Source organism: Streptomyces sp. NBC_01478 (genome assembly GCF_036227225.1).
GTDB lineage: Bacteria > Actinomycetota > Actinomycetes > Streptomycetales > Streptomycetaceae > Streptomyces.
This window is the reverse complement of the sequence record NZ_CP109444.1, coordinates 1727457-1752699: the sequence shown is the minus strand read 5'-3', so window position 1 is coordinate 1752699 and position 25243 is coordinate 1727457. Positions and strand designations below refer to the sequence as shown.

Below are 25243 nucleotides of genomic sequence, written 5' to 3'. Positions count from 1 at the left end.
GGGCTGCCGACGATGCGGAAGGGGTAACTCCGCCCGGGCGGAGGGCAGAACGCGTCCATGCACGACGACAAAGAACCCAATAAACCCCTGGAGGTGGTGACTTGACCGTCATCGTCGGTCTGGTCCATCGCGGGCGTGTCCATCTCGCCGGAGACTCCGCGGGCAGCAGCGGGTCGCAGCTCACGATCCGCCGCGACCCGAAGGTCTTCGCCAACGGCCCCTACGTACTGGGATTCACCACCTCGTTCCGTATGGGCCAGCTTCTGCACCACGCGTTCGCGGCGCCACAGCCCGAAGGCGAGCTCGACCGATTCATGGCCACGAGTTTCATCAACGCCGTCCGGACCTGCCTCAAGGACGGTGGATGGGCCCGCAAGGACTCCGAGCAGGAACAGGCGGGCGTCTTCCTCGTCGGCGTACACGGCCGTCTCTTCGAGATCCACGGCGACTATCAAGTCGGTGAGCCCGTCGACGGATACGCCGCCGTGGGCGCCGGGGACGACCTGGCTCTCGGCGCCCTGCACGCCACCGCCGAGCTCGGCCTCAAACCGCGCGAGCGCCTCACCGCCGCCCTGCGCGCCGCCGATCACCACTGCACCTACGTCTCCGCCCCGTACGCCTACGTCAGGACGCCCCGCTGAACCGTTCGTACGGGAGGGGCGGATCGCACGGGAGGGGCGGATCACCGTGCCGCATCCGATCCGGAACACTGTGCTGTATGACGACGCGTGCGCCACGGCCCGAGGTTCTCCGCTACACCGCCTTCTCCAGCGACCCCGACGGCGGAAACCCCGCCGGTGTCGTCCTGGACGCCGCCACCCTGGACGACAGCGAGATGCTGGCCATCGCCGCCGAACTCGGGTACTCGGAGTCGGCGTTCCTGTCCGCGCCTCCTGAGGGTCTCGGCGGCCAGGAGGGGCGGTCGTACAGCATCCGCTACTTCAGTCCCAAGGCCGAGGTGCCGTTCTGCGGGCACGCCACCGTCGCGACCGCCGTGGCGCTCGCCGAGCGGGTGGGCCCGGGGGAGTTGGTGTTCGCGACGCGCGCGGGCGTCGTGCCGGTGGAGGTGGTCGAGGAGGGCGGGGCGCTCCGGGCCACGCTCACCAGCGTCGAGCCGCACCTCGTGGAGATCGCCGGCGCGGACCTCGACGAGGCGCTCGCCGCGCTCGGCTGGCCGAGCGCCGATCTCGACCCGGCCTTCCCGCCCCGTATCGCCTTCGCCGGTGCCCGCCATCTCGTTCTCGCGGCGGCGACGCGTGCCCGACTCGCGGATCTCGCCTACGACTTCGTCCGCCTCGAAGCCCTGATGCACCAACTGGACCTGACCACAGTCCAGTTGGTGTGGCGGGAGTCGGCCACCGTCTTCCATGTCCGTGACCCCTTCCCCGTCGGCGGCGTCGTCGAGGACCCGGCGACCGGGGCGGCGGCCGCCGCGTTCGGCGCGTACGTGCGTGAACTCGGCCTGGTCCCGGAGGACTCCGTCCTCACCCTGCATCAGGGCGAGGACCTGGGCCGCCCCGGCGAACTCACGGTGACGCTGCGCGCGGGCGACCCTCGCGTCCGGGTCGGCGGCGCGGGAACGCGCATCGGCTGAAGCGGCGACTGTCATGCTGATGGGGCCGTGGGGTTCGCCGTAGGTGATGCTCCACGGCATGTCAGTGGTCCATGGCACGATCCCGGGCATGACCTCGATCGACGAAGCGCGGCTCCTTGAGACGGCCGCCGCATACGGCGTACCCGGCCCCGTCGCACGGGAGTTGCTGGCCGAGTGCCGGCCCTGCCTCTACCTGGTGGAGGAAAAGGAGGTGCCCGAGTCCCTGCGGGAGCACATGCGCCCCGCCGCGCGCACGGGCGGGCTCCCCGCACTGCCGGACGGGGTGGACTGGCCCGAAGGGCGGGAGCCGCTCGTGCTGAGCGTCGACTGCGCGGCCCTGCCCCGCGACGTCCTGGACATCGAAATGCCCGCCGACGGCCACCTGTTGGTCTTCACCGAGATCTCGTACCCGCCCGAGTCGTCCATGGTGCTGCACGTCCCCGCCGGGGTGCCCACCACGGAGCGCCCCGCGGCGTACGAGTTCAGAGGTGAGGCCTGGGAGACGAAGGTCCATGAACCACGCACCCTCTACCCCGTGCCCGGACTGAGCATCGCGCACGACCGGGAAGGGGGCCCGCACACCAGCGCGTTCCTGGACGGCGACAGCGACGGCGACGGGAACGAGGGCGCGCTGGACGGCTTCGAGGAAGCGGTCCTCGATCTGGCCTTCGGCGGGCACCACCCCGGTGTGTGCGTGCAGATCGGCGGGTTCTCCGACCCGTGGGACATGGCACCGGACGAGGGCGGTCTCGTGCTCTTCGCGCAACTGGCCGGGCAGGCGGTCGACTACACGGTGTGCACCATGAACCTCATCGTGGGCACCCGGGAGGACATCGCCGCCGGGCGGTATGCCGGCCTCCGGTACGAGCAGCAGACCTGACCCCGTGGAGGGGGCTCACCGGGCGACCACCCCGACGAGGTCGGCCGTCGCATCCCACAGTCGGCCGGCCAGGGCCTGGTCGAGTCCGGCCTTGCCCGGTCGGCGTACGGCCGGGGAGCCCCGGAAGCCGCCCAGGCCGTCGGGGCCGATGTAGGAGTTGCCGGGGACGTCCTGGGTCGCGGCGTAGAGCAGCGACAGCGCGCCGCGCTCGGGGGCGTTGGTGAGGAACGTGAACCGGTTGACGACGTTCGACCGGGAGTGCGCCGCCAGCGAGGTGCGGGCGATGCCCGGGCTGGCGAGCACGGAGCGGACCGGACTGCCCGCGGCGGTCAGCCGTCGCTGGAGTTCGAGCGAGAACAGGACGACCGCGAGCTTCGACGCCTGGTAGGCCCGCATCCCGTTGTGCTTGCGGGTACGCCAGTCGAGGTCGGCCAGGTCGATCCTGCCCTGCTTGTGCAGCTCGCTGGTGACGTGCACCACGCGGTCCGTGATGCGGTCGAGCAGCAGGGTGGTCAGGAGGAAGGGCCCGGTGTGGTTCGTGGCGGTCTGCAGGTCGAGGCCGTCGGCGGTGCGCGCGGCGGGGATGTCCATCACGCCGGCGTTGTTGATCAGGATGTCGAGGTCGCCGGACCAGGCGTCGGCGAAGGCCCGTACCGAGGTCAGGTCCGACACGTCGAGCGGGCGGACGTCGAAGGTGCCGGGCAGGTCCGCGACGGCGTGCCGGGCCTTGTCGGTGTCACGCACTCCCAGCACGACACGGGCACCCGCGCGGGCGAGTTCGCGTGCCGTGATGAGGCCGAGGCCACGCCCGGCACCGGTGATCACCACCGTACGTCCGGTCAGGTCCTGGAGATCTTTCGCTGTCCAACTGGGCATGCTGGTCATGGGACTTGGCTCCATGGTTCGTGGTGCGCGGTTGTGGGTCGCCGGCGACCGGTGACCGCGTCGCCGACCGCGTCGCCGACCGCGTCGCTGATCGCATCGCCAGTGAACTCGCCCCACCAAGGGCGCCGGAAGGACCCGCGCAACCACTGAACGCGAGGTCGTGGCTAAGCCCCGCCGGATGCCCAACGATGAGGGCCATGGACCATACGTTCGACCGCGCGTCCCTCGGCACCTTCCTGCGCGTCCGGCGCACGGCCCTGCAACCGGAGGACGTCGGGCTGCGCCGCGGCCCGCGACGGCGCGCTCCGGGCCTGCGCCGCGAGGAGGTGGCGGAGCTGTGCGACATGTCCGCCGACTACTTCGCCCGGCTGGAACGCGGTGACGGGCCGCAGCCCTCGGAGCAGATGCTCGCGGCCATCGCCCGCGGCCTGCGGCTGACCCCGGACGAACGCGATCACCTGTTCCTGCTCGGCGGGTACCGAACTGCCCGCCGTGACCTAAGACTTCGGCATGTGAGCCCCGGACTGATGCGGGTCATGGACGGGTTGGCCGGCACCACCGCGCAGATCATGGGCCCGCTGGGCGAGACGTTGCTGCAGACACCGTCGGCGGTGGCGCTGCTCGGCGAGCAGACCCGGTACACCGGCAACTCCCGTAGCGCGACCTACCGTTGGTTCACCGATCCGGTCGAGCGGGAGCGGTACGACCCCGAGGACCACGGCATCAACAGCCGGACCAATGCCGCGTTGCTGCGCGGTGCCGTCACCCGGGACGGACCCGGCTCCCCGGCGGCCGACCTGGCGGACGTCCTGCGGCGCACCAGCGACGAGTTCGCCCGGCTGTGGGAGCGGCACGAGGTGGGCCTGCGCTGGAGCGAGACCAAGCGGTTCGTCCATCCTCGGGTCGGACGGTTGGACCTCTACTGCCAGCTCCTCCTCGAACCGGACCAGGGCCAGTCGCTCCTCGTCTTCACCGCCACCCCGGGGACGGAGAGCCACGAGAAACTCGCCCTCCTCACCGTGCTGGGCACCGACCGGTTCGCCACCGGTGCCGTTCGAACTGCACAGCCCTGAACCGGAGTTGGAATGTCACCACTTTCTTCCCCAGCTCTTCCCTTCCGCCGGTGAACCTCGGCGGCTCCTTTCACCTCTACGACATGTAGTGGAGGTAGCCCCGGAAGTGAACTGCCGATCGACGACGGGGACGGAGTAAGGAGAAGGACACCATGAACGACGGCCCCCGGGGCGGCGGTGGTCTCCCGCTGAGACAGCGCGACGCGGTGCCCGCCGTAGCCGGACCGCCGCGGACCCGCCCGCTCGTGACCGAGCCCGCCGCGCCGCAGCAACTGCACCGGGCGATGACGCTGATCGCCGCGATCAGCCTGTTCATCGGCACCCGTGACGCCTGGACGAGGGCGATGACGTCCCGTCCGCCCGTCGCCGCGATCATCTCCGTCTGCTACGCCGGGATCCTCGTCGCGGGCGTCCTGGCCCTCACCACGCGCACCCGGCGTGCCCTGACCCGGGTGGACGCGGGCGTCCTGCTGCTCGCCGTCGCACTGGTCCTGTGCGGCTACTGGCTCAACCACGCCGGCACCGACGAGGGCGTGCTCACCGCGCAGGCCGCCCACGAGATCCTGCACGGACACCCCGTCTACGGTCAGCCCTGGCCCTGGCTGTTCGACAGATCGTCGGTCGGCATCACCAAGACCATGGCGGGCGGCGCCGACTACACCTACGGCTACCCACCCCTGACCGCGCTGCTCGCCGCCCCCGTCCACGCGGTGATCCACTCGACGGCCGCCGCCACCCTCGTCACCACCGGCGCGCTGCTCGCGGGCGCCGTCCTGCTGTGGTGGCTGCTCCCGGCCCCCTGGCGCTCCGGCGCCACCGCAGTGTGCCTCGGCTTCGGCTTCCTGCCCGGCTACGCCTATTCCGGCTACCCCGCCGTCCTCGCGCTGGTACTCCTGATCCCGGTGGTGGTGAGGTGGCCCGACACCGGAGCCGGCGGCCGGCTCGGAGCGCCCGGAGTACTCCAGGCCCTCTGCCTCGGCGCGGCCTGCGCCACCCAGCAACTCGCCTGGTTCCTCACCCCGTTCCTCCTCGTCGGCCTCTACGCCGTCCGACGCGGCGACCTAGGACCTGGGCCGTGTCCGCGGCTCGCCCTCGGCGTGGTCGCCCGCTACACCGGCACCGCCGCGCTCACCTGGGCCGCGATCAACGTCTACTTCGCCACCCAGGACTTCCCCACCTGGCTGCACGGCCTGCTGCTCCCGCTCACCCAGAAGGCGATCCTGCACGGCCAGGGCCTCATGGGGATCTCGTACTACTTCACCGCGGGCAGCAGGCACCTCGACTACTACTCCTACGGCAGCATCCTGCTCCTGTGCGGCCTTCTCGCCGCCACGCTGCTCTTCGTACGGCGGCTCGGCCCGGCGATCACCGTGCTGCCCTGGCTGAGCTTCTACCTGGCCACCCGGTCCCAGGACGGCTACTTCCTGATGATGACCCCGCTGTGGCTCGCGGCGGCCGCCACCGTCCCCGCCTCCGCGCTCGCCTCGGCCTGGCAGCCCCGCATCCCGCACCTGACCGGCCACCGGGCCAAGGCCGTCCTCGCGGCGGGGCTCGTCGCGCCCGCCGTGGTGTGCGCGACGGTCGCCGCGGCCAGTGCGCCGCCGCTGCGGATGAACGTCACACCGAGCTTCGCGGAGCGGTCCGGCCATCGGGACATCACCCGCCTCGTGGTCCGGGTGGCCAATGTCACCGGAACCCGGCTCACCCCCCACTTCGCCAGCCGCCTCGGACAGGGCGCCTCCGACTGGTGGACCGCCTCCGACGGCCCGGCGTCCCTCGCCCCGCACGCCTCCACGACGTACGTCGTGACGCCGCCCGGCGGTGTCCGGCGGGTGCCGGGCGGGTCGCATCCGCGCTTCTACCTCATCGCCGTGACCGGTACCCCGATGACCATCACCACCGCACGGATTCCGATCAGTTGACCGACTTTGACGTAAAAGGATATCCCGTAAATGAGAAAGGACCTGCGAGGTTCTCATCTGAGATTGTTATATTGCGCAACCACACAAGAGAGACGGAAACCCCGCCTCGCTCGACCCGACACGGCCGCGCGCCCCTGGCCGCAGCATCGAACGGCCTGAACGGCCCGACCGTTATGTGGGAGTGCCAGATGACCGACCTCGGGGACGGCCCCGTGGGCCATGCCACGCGCAGCCGCACACGAGGGGTGCCCAGGCCGCGAGCGGGTGAGGCCGACGAGCCCCTGCCCACCGGCGGCCGGGCAGCCGCCCGCGCCGCGGCCCGGCAGGCCCCGCGCGCCGGATCCCGCGCGCACGGCGGTCGCGCCGCCTCGCGCCGCCGCGTCAAGGAGACCCCGCGCGGCAGGCGGGTGCTGAAGATCAGCGCGATATCCCTGTCGGTGGTCATCTTGGCGACCGCGGGTGTCGGCTGGTGGTTCTACGAGCACCTGAACGGCAACATCAACAGCGTCGCGATCGACGACGGCGCGGGCGGCAAGGAGAAGGCCGACGCCTTCGGCCGGACGCCGATCAACCTCCTGGTGATGGGCAGCGACGCCCGCAGCAGCGCGACGGACTGCAAGCTCGGCGGCGGCTGCTCGACCACCGGTGTGCAGTCCGGGAACGGCAACGCGGACGTGGAGATGGTGGTCCACATCTCCGCCGACCGCTCCAACGCCACCGTGATGAGCATCCCCCGCGACACCATGACCAACATCCCCGCCTGCAAGGACCCGGACAGCGGCGAGTCCACGGCCGCCTACTACGGTCAGATCAACAGCGCGCTGCGGTACGGCCAGGAGTGCCAGGTCAAGACCGTGCACCAGCTCACCGGCATCACCATCGACCACTTCGTGCAGATGGACTTCTCCGGTGTGGTGAAGATGTCCGACGCGGTCGGCGGTGTCTCGGTGTGCGTCGACGCCGACGTCTACGACACCTACTCGCACCTGAAGCTCGCCAAGGGCACCCACACCCTCAAGGGCAACGCGGCGCTCGAGTTCGTCCGCTCCCGGCACGGCTTCGGCGACGGCAGCGACCTCGGCCGTACCGTCTCCCAGCACATCTTCCTCAGCGCGATGATCCGCAAGTTCAAGAGCGCCGGCACGCTCACCAACCCCACGGCCGTCTACAACCTGGCCGACGCCGCCACCAAGGCGCTCACCGTGGACACCGGCCTCGGCACCGTCAAGAAACTCATCGGGCTCGCCGCGGACCTGGACAAGGTCCCCACGAAGCGCATGACGTTCACCACGATGCAGACCGGCGCCGACCCGGACGACGCCGACCGTGTCGTCCCCGCCACCGCGGCGAAGAGCCTGTTCGCGACGATCGCCAACGACCAGTCCCTGACCACCTCGTCCGGCAAGAAGTCCACGGCGGCCACCGCGACCGCCACGGCCGCCGCTGTTCCCGCCGCGCAGATCGCGGTGACGGTGGAGAACGGCACCAGCATCAGCGGGCGCGCCTCCACGGTCGCCACCTCCTTGATAGACGGCGGCTTCAGCTCCGGCACCACGACCGGCAACGCCTCCGTCAGCGCGACCACGACCACGCTCACCTACGGCCCGGACCAGAAGACCGAGGCCCAGACGGTGGCCAGGGCGCTCGGCCTCGCCTCCTCGCACCTGAAACAGGGCACCGGCACGGGCCTGACCCTGGTGATCGGCACGGACTGGCCCAGCGGTGCGACCTACCCGGGCGCCACCTCCTCCCCGGCCCCCGCCGACACCAAGGCGGCCACCAGCAATGCCAAGGCCGCGACCGCCGACCAGTCCAAGTGCGCCGAGGTCAGCACCTTCAAGACGGTCAGCCTGAACGGCGTCCCGATGACCCCGACCCAGGCGTACCGACTGGCGACGAACAAGAAGGACTCGGCGTCCTGACCGACAGCCGGAGAACCGACAGCTAGAGGGCGGCGGCGGTCCAGGTGATGTGCGGGGGATCGACCCGCGCGCACAGCGGGCCGCCGTTCGCGTCGGTCAGACCGAGCCGGCCGACCAGCAGACCGTCGCGCGCGGCGGCCGCCAGGACGTCCTCGGGCACGGAGTCCAGCATGAGCTTGGCGCGCCGGAACATGGTGAAGAGCCCGGCCGCGTCGACCGTCCCCCACGACAGATAGACGAACCGCAGGCCCATCCGGTGCTGTACATAAGGGCCCTTGACCACGATGCCGTCCGGCGTGGCCTCCGTCGTGCACTCCAGCGTCCAGGTCGCGGACGTGGCGTCCCCCGGCTGCGGGTCGAGCAGTTCGGCCGGCCGGTCCCGGCGCTGTACGGCGACATGGACGTCGTCGTACGTCGCGACGGGCTTGTCGGCGGGGGCGGGGAAGGAACGGCCGGGCAGGTCGACGGCGTCGATGCGGAGGTGCATACGGGCCATCATGCCGGGTCCGCCCTCCGTACCCTCAGTCGATCAAGGGGAAGTGGCAGGCGGTGTGACGACCGGAGGCCGTCGGAGTCAGCCGGGGCCGTTCCGTGGCGCAGAGCTCACGCGCGTACGGACAGCGGGTGCGGAAGGGACACCCCGTCGGCTTGTCGACCGGGTTGGGCACCTCGCCGGTGAGCACGATGCGTTCGCGCGGGACCTCGTCGGTGAGCGTGCCGTCGTCGATGTCCGGCACCGCCGACAACAGCGCCTGCGTGTAGGGGTGCGCGGGCTCCTTGTACAGCGCCTCCGTCTCGGCGAGTTCGACGATCTCCCCGAGATACATGACCGCGATCCGGTCCGACACATGCCGGACCACCCCGAGGTCGTGCGCGATGAACACGTAGGTGAGCGCGAACTCCTCCTGCAGATCCGCGAACAGGTTCAACACCTGTGCCTGGATGGACACATCGAGCGCGGACACCGGTTCGTCGGCGACGATCAGCTTCGGGTTCGTCGCCAACGCCCGTGCGATACCGATGCGTTGCCGCTGACCACCGGAGAACTCGTGCGGATAGCGGTCCAGATGGGCCGCGGCCAGTCCTACGACGTCGAAGAGCTCGGCGACCCGACGGCGCACGGCGGCACCGTCGCCGTAGCGGTGCACGAGCAGTGGCTCCGCCACGATGTCCCCGGCGCGACGGCGCGGGTTCAGCGATGCCTGCGGGTCCTGGAACACCAGTTGCATGCCCGGCCGTACGGGACGCAGCCGGCGCGTGGAGAGCGTGCTGATGTCCTGGCCGTCGAACTCGACCCGCCCGCCGGTGAGTTCGGTGAGCCGGACCAGGCAGCGGCCGAGCGTGGACTTGCCGCACCCCGACTCGCCGACGATGCCGAGCGTCTCACCGGCGCGCACCTCCAGCGACACCCCGTCCACGGCCCGCAGCACCTTGCGGCGGGTGGAGAGCCCTTCCGCGCGCAGGGGGTAGTGCTTGGTGACGTCCGAGGCGCGCAGCAGCACCTCTGCCGTCGTCGTTCGCGCGCTCACGGTGTCGCCTCTCGTTCCATGTCCGGTACGTCGCTCGCCGCGGCCCGTGCCGTCAGGCGCAGCGAGCCGCGGTCGTCGTCGGGCAGCCAGCAGGCATCGCGGTGCGCGCTGTCACCGAAGTCCCTCAACACCGGCCGCTCCTCGCACCGTTCGTGCCGCAACCGGCACCGGGGCGCGAACGCGCACCCCTCCGGCAGGCTCCCCGGCGCGACCGGCATCCCCGCGATGGTGGGCAGCCGCCGCAGCCGGGGACCGCCCACCCGGGGCACCGAGTCGAGCAGCCCCCAGGTGTACGGGTGGCGTGGTCCGTGGAACACCGCACGGCGCGGGCCCTCCTCGGCCGCCCGGCCGCCGTACATGACGAGGACCCGGTCGGCGATCTGGGAGATCACACCCATGTCGTGCGTGATGAGGACGACCGCCGAGCCCTCCGTGTTCAACTCCCGCATCAGGTCGAGTATTTGGGCCTGGACAGTGACGTCCAGCGCCGTGGTGGGCTCGTCGGCGATCAGCAGGGCGGGGCCGCAGGAGAGGGCCATCGCGATGACCGCGCGCTGGCGCATGCCGCCGGAGAACTCGTGCGGGTACGCGTTCGCCCGGGAGGCCGCGTCGGGGATGCCGACGTCGGAGAGCAGCCGGACGGCACGCTCGTGCGCCTCCTTGCGGGAGACCCGTTCGTGCGCCCGGATCTGCTCGGCGATCTGCCAGCCCACGGTGTAGACGGGCGTGAGCGCGGTCATCGGGTCCTGGAAGACCATGGCGATCTCCCGGCCCCGTACCGCCCGCATCTCCTTGTCGGGGAGCGTGAGCAAGTCCCGGCCACGGAAGTGGACTTGGCCCTCGACGGTCACGTTGGGACTGGTCAGCAGGCGCAGTACGGCGAGCATCGAGACGCTCTTGCCCGAGCCCGACTCGCCCACCACGCCCAGGATCTCGCCGGGGGCCACGGAGAAGGACAGGCCGTCGACGACGGTGACGGAGCCTCGGCGGGTGCGGAAGGACACCCTCAAGTCGCGTACGTCCAGCAGGGGTTGGTCAAGCATGGCGGGCCCTCGGGTCGAGTCGGGCGTACAGGATGTCCACCAGTGCGTTGGCGAGGACCACGAAGAACGCCGCGTACAGGACGGTCCCCATGATCACGGGCAGGTCCAGGTTCTGGAGGGCGTCGAAGGTCAACTTGCCGATGCCGGGGAGGCCGAAGACGACCTCGGTGAGCAGCGCGGCGCCGCCCACGAGCGCGCCGAAGTCCAGGCCGAACAGCGACACGATCGGGATCAGCGAGCAGCGCAGGGCGTGGCGGATCAGGATGCGCCGTTCGGAGAGGCCCTTGGCGCGGGCGGTGCGGACGTAGTCCTCGTTCAGGGCGGTGACGACCTCGCCGCGCAGCAGCCGGGCGTAGATCCCGGCGTACAGCAGCGCGAGGGTCAGCCAGGGGAAGAGGAGGTGCAGGGCCCACTGGCCGGGGTCGTGGCTCAGGTCGACGTATCCCGGTGGTGGCACCCAGGAGAACACCGAACCGTGCAGCTGTTTCTGGGTGATGAGGTTGACGACCTCGCCGAGCCAGTAGGCCGGCAGCGAGACCCCGACCACGCCGACGAGCATGATCAGCGGGTCGGCCGCCTTGCCACGCAGGGCCGCGGCCGCCGTGCCCATGATGATGCCGGCCGTCATCCAGATCAGCGCGGCACCGACGACGAGCGAGAGCGTCACGGGGGTGGCCTGCACGATCTGCGGGATGACGCGGGAGCCGCGGTTGACGAACGACTCCAGGTCACGGTCGATCAGCAGGTGCCGCATCATCAGCAAGTAGCGGACGGGCATGGGCCGGTCGAGGCCGAACGAGTGCCGGACCTGGGCGAGTGTGGCCGGGTCGGCGTTGCGGCCCGCGATGCGGGCGGCGGGGTCGACTCCCGGTGTGGCGAAGAAGATCAGGAAGACCAGCACACTGATCGCGAACATCACCAGCAGGGCGGACGCGAAGCGTTTGACGATGAACCGGAGCATGGCTCTCACACCCCTCCGCGCAGCCGCGCGCCCGGGTCGAGCGCGTCGCGGACCCCGTCGCCGAGGACGTTGAGCGCCGCCGTGGTCAGCGCGATCAGCAGGCCGGGCGCGATCGTCACGGCGGGCCGGGTGTAGAGCAGCCCGAGTCCGTCCTCGATGATCGTGCCCCAACTGGCGTCCGGCGGCTGGACACCGACGGACAGGAAGGACAGCGCCGACTCGGTGAGCATCGCGAGCGCGGTCATCAGCGGGACGAACACGATCGCCGTCGGCAGCACGTTCGGCAGCACCTCGCGGCGCAGGATGCGCGCGGTCGGCGCCCCCGAGCCCACGGCCGCCTGGATGTACTCCTTGTTCCGCAGCACCAGCACCTGACCGCGCAACGGCCTCGCGATGTACGGCACATAGATCGCCGCGATGATCGCGACGGGCAGCCAGAGACTCCCCGCCTCGACGGTGAGCGGGCCGAGGTGCAGCCCGTCGGTGAGCAGGACGACCGAGAGGCAGATCGCCAGCAGGTACACCGGGAACGCCCAAATGACGTCCAGGACACGGGAGATGACCGCGTCCACGACACCGCCCGCGTACCCGGCGACGACTCCGACGACCGTACCGAGAGCGCAGGTGAGCAGGGCGGCGGTGAACCCGATGAACAGGCTCGTCCGGCCGCCGTAGAGCAGCCGGGCCATGACGTCGCGCCCCTGGTTGTCGGCGCCGAGGAAGTAGTGGGCGGGGTCCCAGGTCGGGCCGATCGGGGTGACGCCGAGGCCGAGGCCGGTGCTGCTCGGGGTGAGCACCGGCACGGTCTTCCCGTCTACGACCGTGGTGCCGGAGACATGGGACTGGAAAGGGTCGGTGTGGGCGATGTGGTGCGCGTACAGCGGCGCGCACAGGGCCGCCAGCACGACGAGGAAGAGGACGACGGCCGCGGCCAGCGCCGACCTGTTGCGCAGCAGGTCGGCGCCGGCCGTCCGCCAGGGGCCCGGCGAGCGCCGGGCCTCCGCGGTGGCCAACTCGGGTGCGGCGGTGCTCACTTGACCCATGTCTGGCCGACGAGCATGTAGAACTGCTTGCTGAAGCTGTAGTTGCCCAGCCGCTTCGACGTGAAGTCGATGATCTTCGGGTTGATCAGCGGGACGACCGGGGACTGTTGCATGATCGTCTGGTCGATCGCGCCCCACTGCTTGTTCGCCGCCGTCGGGTCGGTCTGCGCGGTCTTCAGCGCGGTCTGCATCTTCGCGTCGACGCCCTTGTCGCAGAAGCCCGAGATGTTGATGCTGGAGTCGCTTCCCGGGTGGAAGGCGGCGCAGGAGAACAGCACGTTGAGGAAGTCCGAGGCCGCCGGATAGTCCTGGTACCAAGAGGTCAGGGCGAGTTGGACCTTGTTCTTGGTGTTCTGGATGTAGGTGAACTGGATGTTCGCCGACAGCGGCTTGAGCGTCGCCTTGTAGCCGAGCTGGGTGAGCAGGCTCTGCAGGTACTGCCCGATCGACTTGTTGACGTCGTCGTCCTGCACGACGATGCCGACCTCCTGCCCGGCCGTACCGGACTGCTTCACCAGCGCCTTGGCCTTGGCCAGGTCGGCGGCCTTCCAGGTCGTGCCGCCGCCCTTGGTGTAGTCGCACGAGTCGACGTGCCCGGGGAAGCCCGGCGGCAGGATCGTGCACGCGGGGGCGGCGAGGTTGGTGCCGCCGTACAGCCGCACCACGGCGGACCGGTCGACCGCGTAGTTGATCGCCTGGCGTGCCAACTTGTTGTTGAACGGGGCCGTGTTGACGTTCAGCGTCGCGTACCAGAAGGCGGTCAGCGGGTTCACGTGCGCCTGGGACGTGTACTTGGTGCCGATCTCGTTGAGGCGGTCGGCGGGCGGCGGGTCGTACATCCAGTCCGCCTGGCCGTTCTCGACGGCGGTGACCTCGGACTCGACGGTCTGCCCGAAGGTGTAGTCGATCTGGTCCGGGTAGCCCTGCGGCTCGGCCTCCCGCGACCACTCCTTGAAGTGCGGGTTGCGCACCAGCTTCAGCTCACGGTTCGGGTCGTAGGAGGCCGCCATGTACGGGCCGGTCGTCGGCAGCGGCTTCGTGCCCGCGTCCTTCGTCGGCGAGTCCTTGGGCACGATGCTGGCGTGCGGGACGGCCAGTTTGTACGGGAACTCCGAGTCCGGCGCGGTGAGGTTGACGGTGACCGTGTTCGCCTTCGCGTCGCCGGTCACACCGCCCTTGAGGGTGCAGGACGCGGGTGTCTTGAGGCAGGCGGTGGCGCCGATGATGCCGTTGTAGAAGGTGCCCGCGGTGGGGCTGGAGACCTTGAAGATGCGCTGGAAGGACGCCACCACGTCGTCGGTGGTCAGCGCCTTGCCGTTGGAGAAGGTGATGCCCTTGCGGAGCGTGAACGTGTACGTCTTCCCGCCGTTGGTGACCTTCGGCATCGCCGCGGCCAGGTCCGGGACGACCGTGAACGACGACTGGCCGCCGACCTTCTTGAACGACAGCAGCCCGTCGTACATCGACTGGTACAACTGCCAGTACTGGAGCGTGTAGTTGACCTGCGGATCGAAGCTGCCGGCGGCCGCGTGGGCGACCAGCTTCAGGGTGCCGCCTTTGTGCTGCGGCAGAAAGGCCGTGGAGCCGGCCGCCGACGAGGACGTCGTCGCGTCGGCGGAGGAACTGTCGTCGGAGGACGAACAGGCGGCGGTGGTGAGGGCGAGGGCGAGGGCGACGGTGGCGGCGGCGAACGCGCTCCGTCTCGTGCTGCGGGACATCCAGGGAACTCCCGTCGGGGGAACGGCTGTTGGGTCGGCCGGGGGATGGGCCGGAGGATCAGTCGGTGGAGTCGAGGAAGGTGCCCACGACCCGGAGGTAGAGCTCTTCCTCCTCGACGTGCGGCATGTGGCTGGACCGCTCGAACATGTGCCAGCGCACGTCGGGGATGTGGTCGGCGAACGGGCGCAGCGTCTCGGGAGTCGCCTCGTCGTACCGCCCGGACACCAGCAGGGTCGGTGCCTCGACCAGATGCAGCCGGTCGATCACGGACCAGTCCTTGAGCGTGCCGACGACATGGAACTCGTTGGGCCCGTTCATCGTGTGGTACACGGTCGGATCGGCCGCGATGTTCTCCCAAGTCGCCTGCACCTCGGGCGGGTTGGGGTTCAGCCGGCACACGTGGCGCTCGTTGAAGACCTGCTCGGCGGCGAGGTAGTCGGGGTGGTCGGTGGTCCCGGCCGCCTCGTGGGCGAGCAGGGTCCGCTGGACCTCGGGAGGCAGTTGGCCGCGCAGTTCGGCCGCCGCCGCGAGCCACAGCTCCATGGACGCGGGGGAGTTGGCGATGACCAGTCCGCGCAGCCCGGCCGGCCGGCGTACCGCGTGCTCGGCGGCGAGCATGCCGCCCCAGGACTGCCCGAGGAGGTGATAGGCATCGGCGATGCCCAACTCCTTGAGCAGATTGTCGAGTTCGTCGAGGAAGAGCTGGACGGTCCAGAAGTCGGCGCCCTCGTCGGGCAGGTGGGTGGACAGTCCGGTGCCGAGCTGGTCGTAGTGCACCACCTGGCGTCCCTGCTCGGCGATGCCCGCGATGCTGAGGGTGTAGTTGTGACCGGCGCCGGGTCCGCCGTGCAGGACGACCAGGGGGGTCCTGCCGGGTTCGCCGGTGATCCGGTACCAGGTGGAACGGCCGTCGAAGTCGACGGTGCCGGTGTGCAGTGGTTCGGGAATCGCCACGCGAGGGCCTCCCAGTGGGGCCGGACGCGAGCCGGCCGCTGGCTGAAACGGAAAAGGATGTGACGGATGGCTGCGATAGTGATTGGGTAAAAGGTCAGCGCACAAGACCTTTTAGTCGGGGCTGGGCAAGACGTAACGGCGAGTTCACACGGCCCGTCCGCGTTTACAGCGGCGGCATTGAAGGGGGAGGACAACTGACATCCGTACCTGAGGCATCCGAAGCGGGCGACGAGTTCTCCCGCGTGCTCGACCGCGTCCTCCTCGGCGGCGGCTCCCCGTCCTCCGCGCTGCGCCCGGTGCGGGTCGCCTCGGCGGTCGACGAGGTGTCCGACCGGCTGCTCACCGCGATCGCCGTCGGCGACTTCCTGCCCGGCGAACGGCTGCCGGCCGAGCGCGAACTCACCGGGCTGCTGCACGTCAGCCGCCCCACCGTGCGCGAGGCGGTCGCCCGCCTCCAGGCCGTCGGCGTGGTCGAGATCCGGCGCGGCCGCAACGGCGGGACCTACGTCCGCGACAGTTGGACCGAGTCGACGGCGGCCGCGGTCCGGCACACGCTGCTGCCCCGCTGGGAGGAGTTCGAGCAACTCTTCGACCTGCGGGGCCTGGTCGAGGGCATGGTCGCCGCCACGGCCGCCCGACGCCGTGGCGCCAAGGACCTCGAACCCATGCGGGACGCCCTGACCGCCTACCTCTCCGCGAGCACCCAGCGCGACGCGCACACCGCCGACAGCGCCTTCCACCAGGCCGTCCGCGCCGCCACAGGCAACCCCCAGATCGTCATGCTCAGCCAGGACCTGCTGGCCCGCATCAGCCTCGGCTTCCCGGTCGAACCCTGGGGCAAGGGCGAACAGACCCACTTCCACCGGGGCGGCGAGGACCACAAGGCCCTGTACGAGGCCATCGCCGGGGGAGAACCCGAGCGCGCCGAGGAGATCGCCCGGGGCCACTTCACGATCAGCGCCGACCTGATCCGTGACGTACTGGAACGGGTCCGGGCCCGCTAGCCGGTCAACTCCCGTACGCCACCGGGGACTTCAGCGACACCGCCCACCCGCACCACGGGCCGCGCGCTCGCCGTGATCGTGGCCGGGCTGCCCAGGGAGTCGCCCATGTCGACGGCGATCTCGGTGACGCCCCGGCCCGCCAGGTCCGCGGCGAGACACGCCGTGCTGTTGGCGTTCGCGATGTCCTCCGGGACGCCGATCGACGGCGCGAACATCCGCGCCGCGATCCGGCCGGCGGGCGTCGGCACCGAGTAGACGTAGCAGCCGAGGAGTCCGAACCGGTCGCAGGCCGCGCGCAGACCCCCGAAGTCCGGGGCGAGCGCGGCGAGTTCGGAGCGCGAGGCGACCGGTACGAGCAGTCGCGCCCGCCCGACCGAGGCCACGCGGGCACCTGGCGCGAGCGCGCCCGGGGTGACGCCCAGCGTGGGCAGGACGAGCGCGCACTCGTCGGCTGTCGGTTCGCGCAACTCGACGGGACCCGGCTCGAAGACGGCACGGAACCGCGCCCCCTCCCGTACGGCCCGGCCCGCGAACGAACGCCCGGCGGCACGCAGGGTGGCCCGGTACTCCGAGCCTCCGGCGCGCGCCGCGAGGAAGGCCAGAGCGGCGACCGTGCCATGGCCGCACGCGGGCAGTTCGCCCCCGGCGGTGAAGAAGCGGAGCGACACCTCGGACCCGCGCACCGACACGAACACGGCGTGCGAGGTCCCCGCGAGGACCGGCACCCGACGGCGCTCGTCGTCGCTCAACGGCACCTCGTCCAGCACCGCGGTGGGACTCCCGCCGGTGCCCCCGCGCAGACACGCGCGGACGATGCTGACGGACAGTCGGCTGATCACACGAGAACCGTACTATGTTCGTCGCAACATCAGACATTCGGAGCAAATATGCCAAAAACGGATGAGCTGCTTGATGTGACGGAGGCGGCGATTCCGGCCGCCGTCCATCCACCCGAGCGACGGCGCCGCGCTCTTCGCAGACCCCCGCCCACGACGGTGTTCGCCCTCGCGCTCGGCCTGGCGGCGGCCGTGCTCGCGCTGTCGGGCGCGCCATGGCTGAACGGCCCCGCCGTGGCGGCGTGGCGCACCGTCTGCCTGGCCATCACCGTGCAGGCGCTGCCCTTCCTCCTCCTGGGCACCGCCCTGTCCGGGGCCATCAACGCCTTCGTCCCGGCGGACCTGTTCACCAAGGTGCTGCCCAAGCGCGCCGCGCTCGCCGTACCCGTCGCGGGCATCGCGGGCGTGGTCCTGCCGGGCTGCGAATGCGCGTCGGTGCCCGTCGCGAACAGCCTGATCCGCCGGGGCGTCACCCCGGCCGCCGCCTTCGCGTTCCTGCTCTCGGCGCCCGCGATCAACCCGATCGTGCTGACCGCCACCGCCGTCGCCTTCCCGGGCAGTCCCGCCATGGTGCTGGCCCGGCTGCTCGCCTCGCTCGCCACGGCGGCCGTGATGGGCTGGCTGTGGCTGTTCTTCGGCCGCGAGGAATGGCTGCGCCCGGTCGTCCGGCACACCGGACACCGGTCCGGCCACAGCCGCCTCACGGAGTTCCGGCTCGGCTTCCAGCACGACTTCCTGCACGCCGGCGGCTTCCTCGTCCTTGGCGCGATGGCCGCGGCCACTTTCAACGTGACCGTGCCGCGCTCCGTGCTCGACACCTTCTCCGGCTCGCCCTGGCTGTCCGTGCTCTTCCTGGCCGGGCTCGCCGTCGTGCTCGCGGTCTGCTCCGAGGCCGACGCGTTCGTGGCCGCATCGCTCACCGGCTTCTCACCCACGGCCCGGCTGGCCTTCATGGTGGTCGGCCCCATGGTGGACCTCAAGCTGATCGCCCTTCAGGCCGGCACCTTCGGCCGGGCGTTCGCGGTGCGCTTCTCCACCGCGACCACCGTCGTGGCCGTGGCCGCCAGTGTCCTGATCGGAGGCGCCCTGCTGTGAAGCGCACCGCACAGATCCTCCTCCTGATCCTGACCGGCCTGGGCCTCCTGCACACGGCCCTCTTCACCGACCTCTGCCTGCGCTACGTCAAGGAAGGCCTGCGCCCGCTCCTGATCGTCTCCGGCGTACTCCTCCTGCTGCTGGGCCTGGCCCACGCGGCGCTCGACCGCACCCACTCCGCCGCCGAGGAGGAACACGACCACGGCCACGACCACGGCCATGACCACTCCACCGCACCCCGCATCGCCTGGCTGCTCTTCCTCCCCGCGCTCAGCCTCCTCTTCTACGCCCCACCCGCCCTCGGCGCCTACACGGCCTCCCACGCCGGCAGCGAGACCGTGAAACAACAGAAGCGGTTCGCCGCGCTGGCCGCGACCTCACCCCTGCCGATGACCCTCACGGACTTCACCACCCGGGTCCAGCAGGACAAGGAGCTGGCCATCAAGGGCCGCAGCGTCGAGATGACCGGGTTCGCCACGCCGGTCAGGGGCGGCAGTTGGGACCTGACCCGCATCATCTTCACCTGCTGCGCGGCGGACGCCCAGACGGTCAAGGTCCACATGTACGGCACCCCGGCCCCGCCCGCCAACACCTGGCTGGCCGTCACCGGAACCTGGCACACACAGGGCGCACTCGGCACCGGAACCGCGGCGGCGGCCCTCGACGTCCACGCCACCCGGCACATCGCCCAGCCCGTCAACGCCTTCACGGACGACCTGCCCCTGACCCCGTCCTGAGGACATGAACTTCGGTCGGCAGCAGGGGAGTTGCGCGAGTTGCGCGCTCCCTCTGCCGCCCCCTCTGCTGGTCTTTCCGCTGGTTCGTCCCGTCGGGTTCATGTCCCGATCGCCTGCCATGCCCGAGAGTTAACGGGTCATTGGGGCACATGCGGTGTGAAGAGGGGGTCAACGCGTAAATCATCTTGTCATGAACCTGCGATCCGACGGGCGGATCGCGGTCTCATGGAGGTGTTGGATGCACCGCAGACTCGCCACCGGTCTCGCCGCCTCGTCTCTGGCCCTGGTCGCCGTCGTCGCCACCGCGACAGCCGCCACCGCCGTACCCGCAGACAAACCCCAGGTCCTTTCGAGCTGGACCCAGACCAGCGCGTCGAGCTACGGCCTCTGGGCCGCGGCGCGCGCCAACCAAACCGCCTGGTCCGCCTACGCGTTCGACTGGTCCAGCGACTACTGCTCCGACTCGCCCGACAACCCCTTCGGTTTCCCCTTCGCCACCTCCTGCGCCCGCCACGACTTCGGCTACCGCAACTACAAGGCCGCCGGCGCCTTCGACGCCAACAAGTCGCGGCTCGACAGTGCCTTCTACGAGGACCTCAAGCGCGTCTGCAACAGCTACAGCGGCGCCACCGCGACCGCCTGCACCAGCACGGCGTGGACGTACTACCAGGCCGTCAAGGTCTTCGGCTGACGGACCGTCAATCAGGGCTCGGGAAGCGGGATGCCGGCTTCGGCATCCCGCAACTCGTGTTGCCGCAGCAGTGCAGGACCGCCGCTGCCTCCGCCGCCGGCACCTCGGCGCGCGGGGTGAAGCCGGCCGCGAGCACCTGGGCCTCGGCGAAACAGCGCAGCCACCGTTCCGGTAGGGGGATCCGCTTCTCCGTGAACCGGCCGTCGAAGGTCCTGACCTCCAACTCCGCGGGCCCGACGGTCAGTTGCAGTGGATCCAGCCCGCCGAGTGCGGCGAGCGCCCGGCGGAGCGGGAGGTTGATGTCGACGTTCGTGGTGCCGTGGCCGACGTCGTCACCGTCGAGTCCGGGTGCGAGCACGTCGAGGCGGGCGTAGACACCGCAGCAGCTGGAGAAGGAACTTCATCCGCAGCCGGTCGCCGTCGGCCGTCACCACCGGGTCCAACGAGGCGGGCGCGGTCGGCCGGTGGTAGCGGGTGGCCGCCACGTCGGCGACCGCCAGCAGTGCCGCCGCCGCGGCGGTCGGCGCGGTAAGGAAGCCGCTGAAGAAGTGCGGATGGGCCGCCGCGCCGGCCGGTGTGGCCCCGCCGGAGGTCTCCAGCGCGAGGGTGCGCCCGCCCGCGGACGCGCGCACGGCCGACGGGTGCGGATAGGTGTAGGACTGTAAGGATGAGGTCACGCGGACACGCTATGGCCGGGCACTGACAGCAGCCGTCGGACCCGGAAACGTGGACGAGGGCGAACGGCACGGACGTCACACCGTGACGACCCTGAGCCCCGCCTCCTCGAACCGCCGCACCATCTCCGCCCCCACCGCCGTGTCCGTCACCAGCGTGTCCACCGACTCGGCCGAGCAGATCCGGGCGAACGCCCGCTGGCCGAGCTTGCTGGAGTCGGCCGCGACGACCACGCGTTCGGCACGCTCGCACAGCAGCCGGTTGATCGCGGCCTCGGCCTCGTCGTGCGCCGCCGCACCGTGCGTCACGTCGAAGGCGACCACACCGAGCACCGCCACATCGACGGTGATCTGCGAGAGCACCCCGTCCGCGAGCGGCCCGACGAGTTCGTACGACTGCGGGCGTGCCACTCCGCCGGTCAGCACGATCTTGAACTGCGGCCGTACGGCAAGCTCGTTGGCGATGTTGAGTGCGTTGGTCACGATGGTCAGCGCGGGCGTTCCGGTCGTGAGATCGCCGCGCACGGCCAGGGCGCGGGCCACCTCCGTGGTCGTCGTGCCGCCGGTCAGGCCCACCGCCTCGCCGGGCGCGACGAGTTCGGCCACCGCCTTGGCGATGCGCTGCTTCTCGGAGGCGTGCCGGGCGGTCTTGTAGCGCAACGGCAGTTCGTACGACACCCCGTGCACCACGGCCCCGCCCCGGGTGCGCACCAGCATCTGCTGCTCGGCGAGTTGGTCGAAGTCGCGGCGGATCGTGGCGGCCGACACCGCGAGGTCGGTCGCGGCCTCCTCGACGTCGAGCCGGCCGCGCTCGACGAGCAGCTCCAGCAGTGCCTTCCAGCGGGCGTCGCGCGACATCCGCACTCTCCGTTCCTCGCTTCTCCGGCGACCCTAACGCACACCACCCCCGCTCGATTGCTTGATTGTGCTCGAAAGCTCGCTATATCTTGCAAGAACAAGCATCGCTGGGGAGGGGTACGGCATGACCTATGTCGAGGACGAGCTGAACAGTCAGCCCGAGTGCTGGATACGCGCCGCGGCACAGGCGCCGGAGCACCGGGACGCGCTGCCGGAGCCGGGGGAGCGGGTCGCGATCGTCGGCTGCGGCACCTCGTACTTCATGGCCCAGGCGATCGCCGTCCTGCGCGAGGGATCGGGCCAGGGCGAGACCGACGCCTTCGCCGCCTCCGAGTTCCCGTACGGCCGCTCGTACGACCGGGTCCTCGCCCTCACGCGCTCCGGCACCACCACCGAAGTGCTGGAGCTCCTGGGGAAGTTGAGGGGGCGCACCCGCACCACCGCGATCACCGCCGATCCGCACACCCCCGTCATGACGGCCGCCGACGAGACAGTGGTCCTCGGCTTCGCCGACGAACGGTCCGTCGTGCAGACCCGGTTCGCGACCACCGCGGTCACCCTGCTCCGCGCCCACCTGGGCCTGCACACCGACGCCGTGGTGGCCGACGCCCGCACCGCGCTCGCCGCCGAACTGCCCCAACAGCTCGTCGCCTGCACACAGTTCACCTTCCTCGGCCGGGGCTGGACGGTCGGCCTCGCCAACGAGGCAGGGCTCAAGATGCGCGAGGCCTCACTGTCCTGGACCGAGGCCTACCCGGCGATGGAGTACCGCCACGGCCCGATCAGCATCACCACCCACGGCACCGCCACCTGGATGCTCGGCGAGGCGCCCGAGGGACTCGCACAACAGGTGGGCGCCACCGGCGGGTTGTGGATCGAGGGCGGCCTCGACCCGCTCGCCGAACTCGTCCGCGCCCAGCGCCTCGCGGTAGCCGTCGCCGCACACCGCGACCTCGACCCCGACCGCCCGCGCCACCTCACCCGCTCGGTGATCCTCGCCCCCTGAAGCCCCGGTACTCCAGGTCAGGAAAGGGAAGACCGTGCCCCTCGTCACCACCGGCGAACTTGTCACCCGAGCCGCCGAGGCCCGCTCGGCCGTCGCCGCCTTCAACATCATCACGCTGGAACACGTCGAGGCCGTCGTCGCCGGCGCAGAGTCCGCCAACGCGCCCGTGGTCCTCCAAGTCAGCGAGAACGCCGTCAAGTTCCGCTACGGCCGCCTCCTCCCGCTCGCCCGTGCGGCCGTCGCCGCCGCCGAACGCTCCGCCGTACCCGTCGCGTTGCACCTCGACCACGTCCAGAGCGACGACCTGCTACGGCAGGCACAGGCCGCCGGTTTCAGCTCCGTCATGTACGACGCGGCCCGCCTGCCCTACGCCGAGAACCTCGCCGCGACCCGCGCCGCCGCCGACTGGGCACATGCCCAAGGACTCTGGATCGAGGCCGAGTTGGGAGAGGTCGGCGGCAAGAACGGCGAGCCGCCCCTGGACGCCCACGCACCCGGCGCCCGCACCGACCCCGCCCAGGCCCGCGCGTTCGTCGCCGACTCCGGCGTGGACGCGCTCGCGGTCGCCATAGGCAGCTCGCACGCCATGACGACCCGTACCGCCACCCTCGACCACGAACTCCTCAAGCGGCTCACGGCCACGCTGGACGTCCCCCTCGTCCTGCACGGCTCCTCAGGAGTCCCCGACGACGAGCTGATCGCGGCCGTCGCCGGCGGCATCACCAAGGTCAACGTGGGCACGGCCCTCAACCTCGCGATGACCGGCGCGATCCGCGCCTTCCTCGCCGAGCATCCCGAGGCGGTCGACTCCCGCAAGTACCTGAGCGTGGGCCGGGAGGCGATGGCCGAGGCGGTGGCCCGCATCATCGCCGTGCTCGACAGAAGGGGTCCGGCTACCGCTTGACGGCCTTCAGCACCACGAACTTGGCGTCGCTGGCGACCAATTGGCTGTTGCCGAACAGCCGCTTCAGCTTCACGTGGTAGGCGAGATGACGGTTGCCGATCACCCACAGCTCACCGCCCGGCCGCAGCGCGCGCCGGGCCCCGCTGAACATCCGCCAGGCCGTCGCGTCGGTCGTCGCCTGGTGGGAGTGGAACGGCGGATTGTTGAGCACCAGGTCGACACTGTCGGCCGGCACCCCGACCAGCCCGTCCCCGACCCTGAACTCGGCATGCCCCGGTACCCCGTTGGCCTTGTACGTGGCCTCGGCCGACGCAACGGCCTGGAACGACTCGTCCACGAACAGGACTTCGGCCTCCGGATCGGCCAGCGACACCGCCGTACCGACGACACCGTTGCCGCACCCGAGGTCAACGACCTGGCGCAGACCGCGACTTGAGGGCAGATGCTGGAGGAGGAAACGGGTGCCGATGTCGAGGCGTTCCGCGCAGAACACACCCGCGTGATTGACCACGGTCCGGCCCGACACCACACCGATGCCGTCGGGCAGCGCGTAGCTGTGCGGCCAGGGGTTGGCGGCACGCGCTCCCGACGACCGTGGCGTGCAGTGGATCAGCCGGGCCTTCTTCTCGGCCAGCGAGGTCCGGGTCGGACCGAGGATCCGCTCGAACAGCTTCAGCGTCGAAGTGTGGATCTCCTTCACCATGCCGGTGCCCACGACGACCGTGTCGGCGTGCACCGCGGGCGCCAGCCGCAGCAACTGGTCCTCCAGCAGCGCGAGGCTCTTGGGCACCCGGACCAGCAGCACGTCGACGCGCTCGGGCGGCGGATCCTGGGTGGTGAGCAGCCGTACGGAAGTCGCGTCGACCTCGTTGCGCGCGAGGTTCGCCTTCGTCGCCTCCTGGGTGAGGAACGAGTCCGTGATCTGCACCGGGCCGTGCTCCGCGAGCGCCGTGGCCAGGGCGCCCCAGCGGTCGCCCACGATCACGACCGTGCCGGACAGCGGGATGTCCTGTTCCGCGAGATGCCGCAGAAGGTATTCGTCGGAGGCGTCCCAGGCGCGCAGTTGGTCGCGCGGGTCCTCGGGGAAGCGGGCCAGGGCGCGCTCGCCCCACGGAGTCGTCATTCGGTCGATATGGTCGTCCATCGTGCGCCAAGGCTAACCGAGTGCCGGCTCATGGCAGGTCGGGGCAGGATGGGGCCATGGACGCCGAGCTGTTTCCGAGGGCCCGCACGGAGGTCGCACCGCGCGCGGTGCACCTGCCGGACTGGCTCGACACGGACCGCCAGCGCGACCTCCTGGCGGCCTGCCGGGAGTGGGCCCGGCCGCCCGCCGGACTGCGCACGGTCCACACACCCGGCGGCGGCACGATGACCGCCCGGCAGGTGTGCCTGGGCTGGCACTGGTACCCGTACGCCTACTCCCGCACTGCATCCGACGGCGACGGCACCCCCGTGAAACCCTTCCCGACCTGGCTCGACGAGCTCGGTCGCCGGGCGGTCACCGACGCACTGGGGGCGCCGACGGCGTCGTACGACATCGCCCTGATCAATTTCTACGACGCCGACGCCCGCATGGGCATGCACCGCGACAGCGACGAGAAGTCCGATGCCCCGGTCGTCTCGCTCAGCCTCGGCGACACCTGCGTCTTCCGCTTCGGCAACACCGAGACCCGTACCAGGCCGTACACGGACGTCGAGTTGAGAAGCGGCGACCTGTTTGTGTTCGGCGGGCCGTCGCGGCTCGCGTACCACGGGGTGCCGAGGGTGTACGAGGGCACGGGGCCGGGGGAGTTGGGGCTGAGCGGGAGACTCAACGTAACGCTGAGGGTCAGTGGCTTCTGAGCTGGGGGCGAGCTCCGAAGGGGCGCGGGGCTGTATCGATATGCGGCTCCGCCGCGTGGGCGCGCCCAGCC

24 protein-coding genes and 1 pseudogene are annotated in these 25243 nt (G+C 70.7%); 13 read left to right on the top strand and 12 right to left on the bottom strand.

The features are described 5' to 3' along the window. Positions 1–101: 101 nt before the first annotated feature. From OG223_RS07960 to OG223_RS07950, 3 genes are all read left to right on the top strand, one after another. Positions 102–641 (top strand): hypothetical protein, encoded by a 540-nt coding sequence (locus OG223_RS07960; protein WP_329244381.1) that lies wholly within the window; start codon positions 102–104, stop codon positions 639–641. A gap of 77 nt (positions 642–718) precedes the next feature. After that, on the top strand, positions 719–1594 hold the full coding sequence (locus tag OG223_RS07955; protein WP_329244376.1) for a PhzF family phenazine biosynthesis protein: 876 nt from the start codon (positions 719–721) through the stop codon (positions 1592–1594). An 88-nt stretch (positions 1595–1682) separates the two neighbouring features. Further along, positions 1683–2474 (top strand): DUF1963 domain-containing protein, encoded by a 792-nt coding sequence (locus tag OG223_RS07950; RefSeq protein ID WP_329244373.1) that lies wholly within the window; start codon positions 1683–1685, stop codon positions 2472–2474. A gap of 15 nt (positions 2475–2489) precedes the next feature. Here the strand turns inward: OG223_RS07950 and OG223_RS07945 are convergent, their stop codons facing one another. Next, positions 2490–3359, bottom strand: coding sequence for an SDR family NAD(P)-dependent oxidoreductase (locus tag OG223_RS07945; protein WP_329244370.1), 870 nt, complete (start codon positions 3357–3359; stop codon positions 2490–2492). 197 nt (positions 3360–3556) lie between these two features. Between OG223_RS07945 and OG223_RS07940 the strand changes: the two genes are divergently transcribed. The 3 genes from OG223_RS07940 to OG223_RS07930 all read left to right on the top strand — a co-directional run bounded on the left by OG223_RS07940 (position 3557) and on the right by OG223_RS07930 (position 8276). Further along, positions 3557–4432, top strand: coding sequence for a helix-turn-helix transcriptional regulator (locus tag OG223_RS07940; RefSeq protein WP_443073696.1), 876 nt, complete (start codon positions 3557–3559; stop codon positions 4430–4432). 152 nt (positions 4433–4584) lie between these two features. After that, the gene (locus OG223_RS07935) at positions 4585–6354 is read left to right on the top strand and encodes a hypothetical protein (RefSeq protein ID WP_329244365.1); all 1770 of its coding nucleotides are present in this window, start codon (positions 4585–4587) and stop codon (positions 6352–6354) included. Between the two features lie 188 nt (positions 6355–6542). Further along, complete coding sequence (locus OG223_RS07930) at positions 6543–8276, top strand: LCP family protein (RefSeq protein ID WP_329244362.1); 1734 nt, start codon at positions 6543–6545, stop codon at positions 8274–8276. Between the two features lie 22 nt (positions 8277–8298). Here OG223_RS07930 and OG223_RS07925 read toward each other — a convergent pair whose 3' ends face one another. The 7 genes from OG223_RS07925 to OG223_RS07895 are packed head-to-tail and all read right to left on the bottom strand — an operon-like array spanning position 8299 to position 15525. Then, positions 8299–8763: a DUF5990 family protein gene (locus tag OG223_RS07925; RefSeq protein ID WP_329244359.1), complete on the bottom strand. Its 465-nt coding sequence runs from the start codon at positions 8761–8763 to the stop codon at positions 8299–8301. Between the two features lie 34 nt (positions 8764–8797). Then, a complete protein-coding gene (locus tag OG223_RS07920) occupies positions 8798–9778 on the bottom strand; it encodes an ABC transporter ATP-binding protein (protein ID WP_329265190.1) in 981 nt (326 codons plus the stop codon). 23 nt (positions 9779–9801) lie between these two features. Next, positions 9802–10848: an ABC transporter ATP-binding protein gene (locus tag OG223_RS07915; RefSeq protein ID WP_329244356.1), complete on the bottom strand. Its 1047-nt coding sequence runs from the start codon at positions 10846–10848 to the stop codon at positions 9802–9804. After that, positions 10841–11809, bottom strand: a complete 969-nt coding sequence (locus OG223_RS07910) for an ABC transporter permease (protein WP_329244353.1) — start codon at positions 11807–11809, stop codon at positions 10841–10843. The genes OG223_RS07915 and OG223_RS07910 overlap by 8 nt, the downstream gene beginning before the upstream one ends. Before the next feature lie 5 nt (positions 11810–11814). Continuing rightward, positions 11815–12852, bottom strand: a complete 1038-nt coding sequence (locus tag OG223_RS07905; RefSeq protein ID WP_329244351.1) for an ABC transporter permease — start codon at positions 12850–12852, stop codon at positions 11815–11817. Beyond that, on the bottom strand, positions 12840–14570 hold the full coding sequence (locus OG223_RS07900; RefSeq protein WP_329244348.1) for an ABC transporter substrate-binding protein: 1731 nt from the start codon (positions 14568–14570) through the stop codon (positions 12840–12842). Before OG223_RS07900 ends, OG223_RS07905 begins: the two co-directional genes overlap by 13 nt. A gap of 58 nt (positions 14571–14628) precedes the next feature. Continuing rightward, on the bottom strand, positions 14629–15525 hold the full coding sequence (locus OG223_RS07895; RefSeq protein WP_329244345.1) for a proline iminopeptidase-family hydrolase: 897 nt from the start codon (positions 15523–15525) through the stop codon (positions 14629–14631). A 242-nt stretch (positions 15526–15767) separates the two neighbouring features. On the opposite strand from OG223_RS07895, the gene OG223_RS07890 reads away from it, so the two are divergent. Next, entirely contained in the window at positions 15768–16529 is a 762-nt protein-coding gene (locus OG223_RS07890) for a FadR/GntR family transcriptional regulator (protein ID WP_329244342.1), read from the top strand. Here the strand turns inward: OG223_RS07890 and OG223_RS07885 are convergent. After that, on the bottom strand, positions 16526–17368 hold the full coding sequence (locus OG223_RS07885; RefSeq protein WP_329244339.1) for a PhzF family phenazine biosynthesis protein: 843 nt from the start codon (positions 17366–17368) through the stop codon (positions 16526–16528). The two genes, OG223_RS07890 and OG223_RS07885, sit on opposite strands and share 4 nt — an antisense overlap. 48 nt (positions 17369–17416) lie before the next feature. Between OG223_RS07885 and OG223_RS07880 the strand changes: the two genes are divergently transcribed. The 3 genes from OG223_RS07880 to OG223_RS07870 all read left to right on the top strand — a co-directional run bounded on the left by OG223_RS07880 (position 17417) and on the right by OG223_RS07870 (position 19888). After that, a complete protein-coding gene (locus tag OG223_RS07880; RefSeq protein ID WP_329244336.1) occupies positions 17417–18460 on the top strand; it encodes a permease in 1044 nt (347 codons plus the stop codon). Beyond that, a complete protein-coding gene (locus OG223_RS07875) occupies positions 18457–19197 on the top strand; it encodes a TIGR03943 family putative permease subunit (RefSeq protein ID WP_329244333.1) in 741 nt (246 codons plus the stop codon). The genes OG223_RS07880 and OG223_RS07875 overlap by 4 nt, the downstream gene beginning before the upstream one ends. 238 nt (positions 19198–19435) lie before the next feature. Further along, positions 19436–19888 carry a phospholipase gene (locus OG223_RS07870; protein ID WP_329244331.1) on the top strand — a complete coding sequence of 151 codons (453 nt, stop codon included), beginning with the start codon at positions 19436–19438 and terminating at the stop codon, positions 19886–19888. 28 nt (positions 19889–19916) lie between these two features. On the opposite strand, the pseudogene OG223_RS07865 reads toward OG223_RS07870, so the two are convergent. Further along, positions 19917–20565, bottom strand: a pseudogene (locus OG223_RS07865) (SWIM zinc finger family protein); the annotation flags it as partial. A 75-nt stretch (positions 20566–20640) separates the two neighbouring features. After that, positions 20641–21420: a DeoR/GlpR family DNA-binding transcription regulator gene (locus OG223_RS07860; RefSeq protein WP_329244327.1), complete on the bottom strand. Its 780-nt coding sequence runs from the start codon at positions 21418–21420 to the stop codon at positions 20641–20643. A 124-nt stretch (positions 21421–21544) separates the two neighbouring features. Here OG223_RS07860 and OG223_RS07855 point away from each other — a divergent pair, with 124 nt between their 5' ends. Both OG223_RS07855 and OG223_RS07850 read left to right on the top strand, forming a co-directional pair. Then, the gene (locus OG223_RS07855; RefSeq protein ID WP_329244324.1) at positions 21545–22426 is read left to right on the top strand and encodes an SIS domain-containing protein; all 882 of its coding nucleotides are present in this window, start codon (positions 21545–21547) and stop codon (positions 22424–22426) included. Positions 22427–22460: 34 nt separating this feature from the next. Beyond that, entirely contained in the window at positions 22461–23330 is an 870-nt protein-coding gene (locus tag OG223_RS07850; protein ID WP_329244322.1) for a class II fructose-bisphosphate aldolase, read from the top strand. Here OG223_RS07850 and OG223_RS07845 read toward each other — a convergent pair. After that, positions 23320–24453 carry a methyltransferase gene (locus OG223_RS07845; RefSeq protein ID WP_329244319.1) on the bottom strand — a complete coding sequence of 378 codons (1134 nt, stop codon included), beginning with the start codon at positions 24451–24453 and terminating at the stop codon, positions 23320–23322. The genes OG223_RS07850 and OG223_RS07845 overlap by 11 nt on opposite strands. A gap of 77 nt (positions 24454–24530) precedes the next feature. Between OG223_RS07845 and OG223_RS07840 the strand changes: the two genes are divergently transcribed. Next, positions 24531–25172: an alpha-ketoglutarate-dependent dioxygenase AlkB family protein gene (locus tag OG223_RS07840; protein WP_329244316.1), complete on the top strand. Its 642-nt coding sequence runs from the start codon at positions 24531–24533 to the stop codon at positions 25170–25172. Positions 25173–25243: the final 71 nt, after the last annotated feature.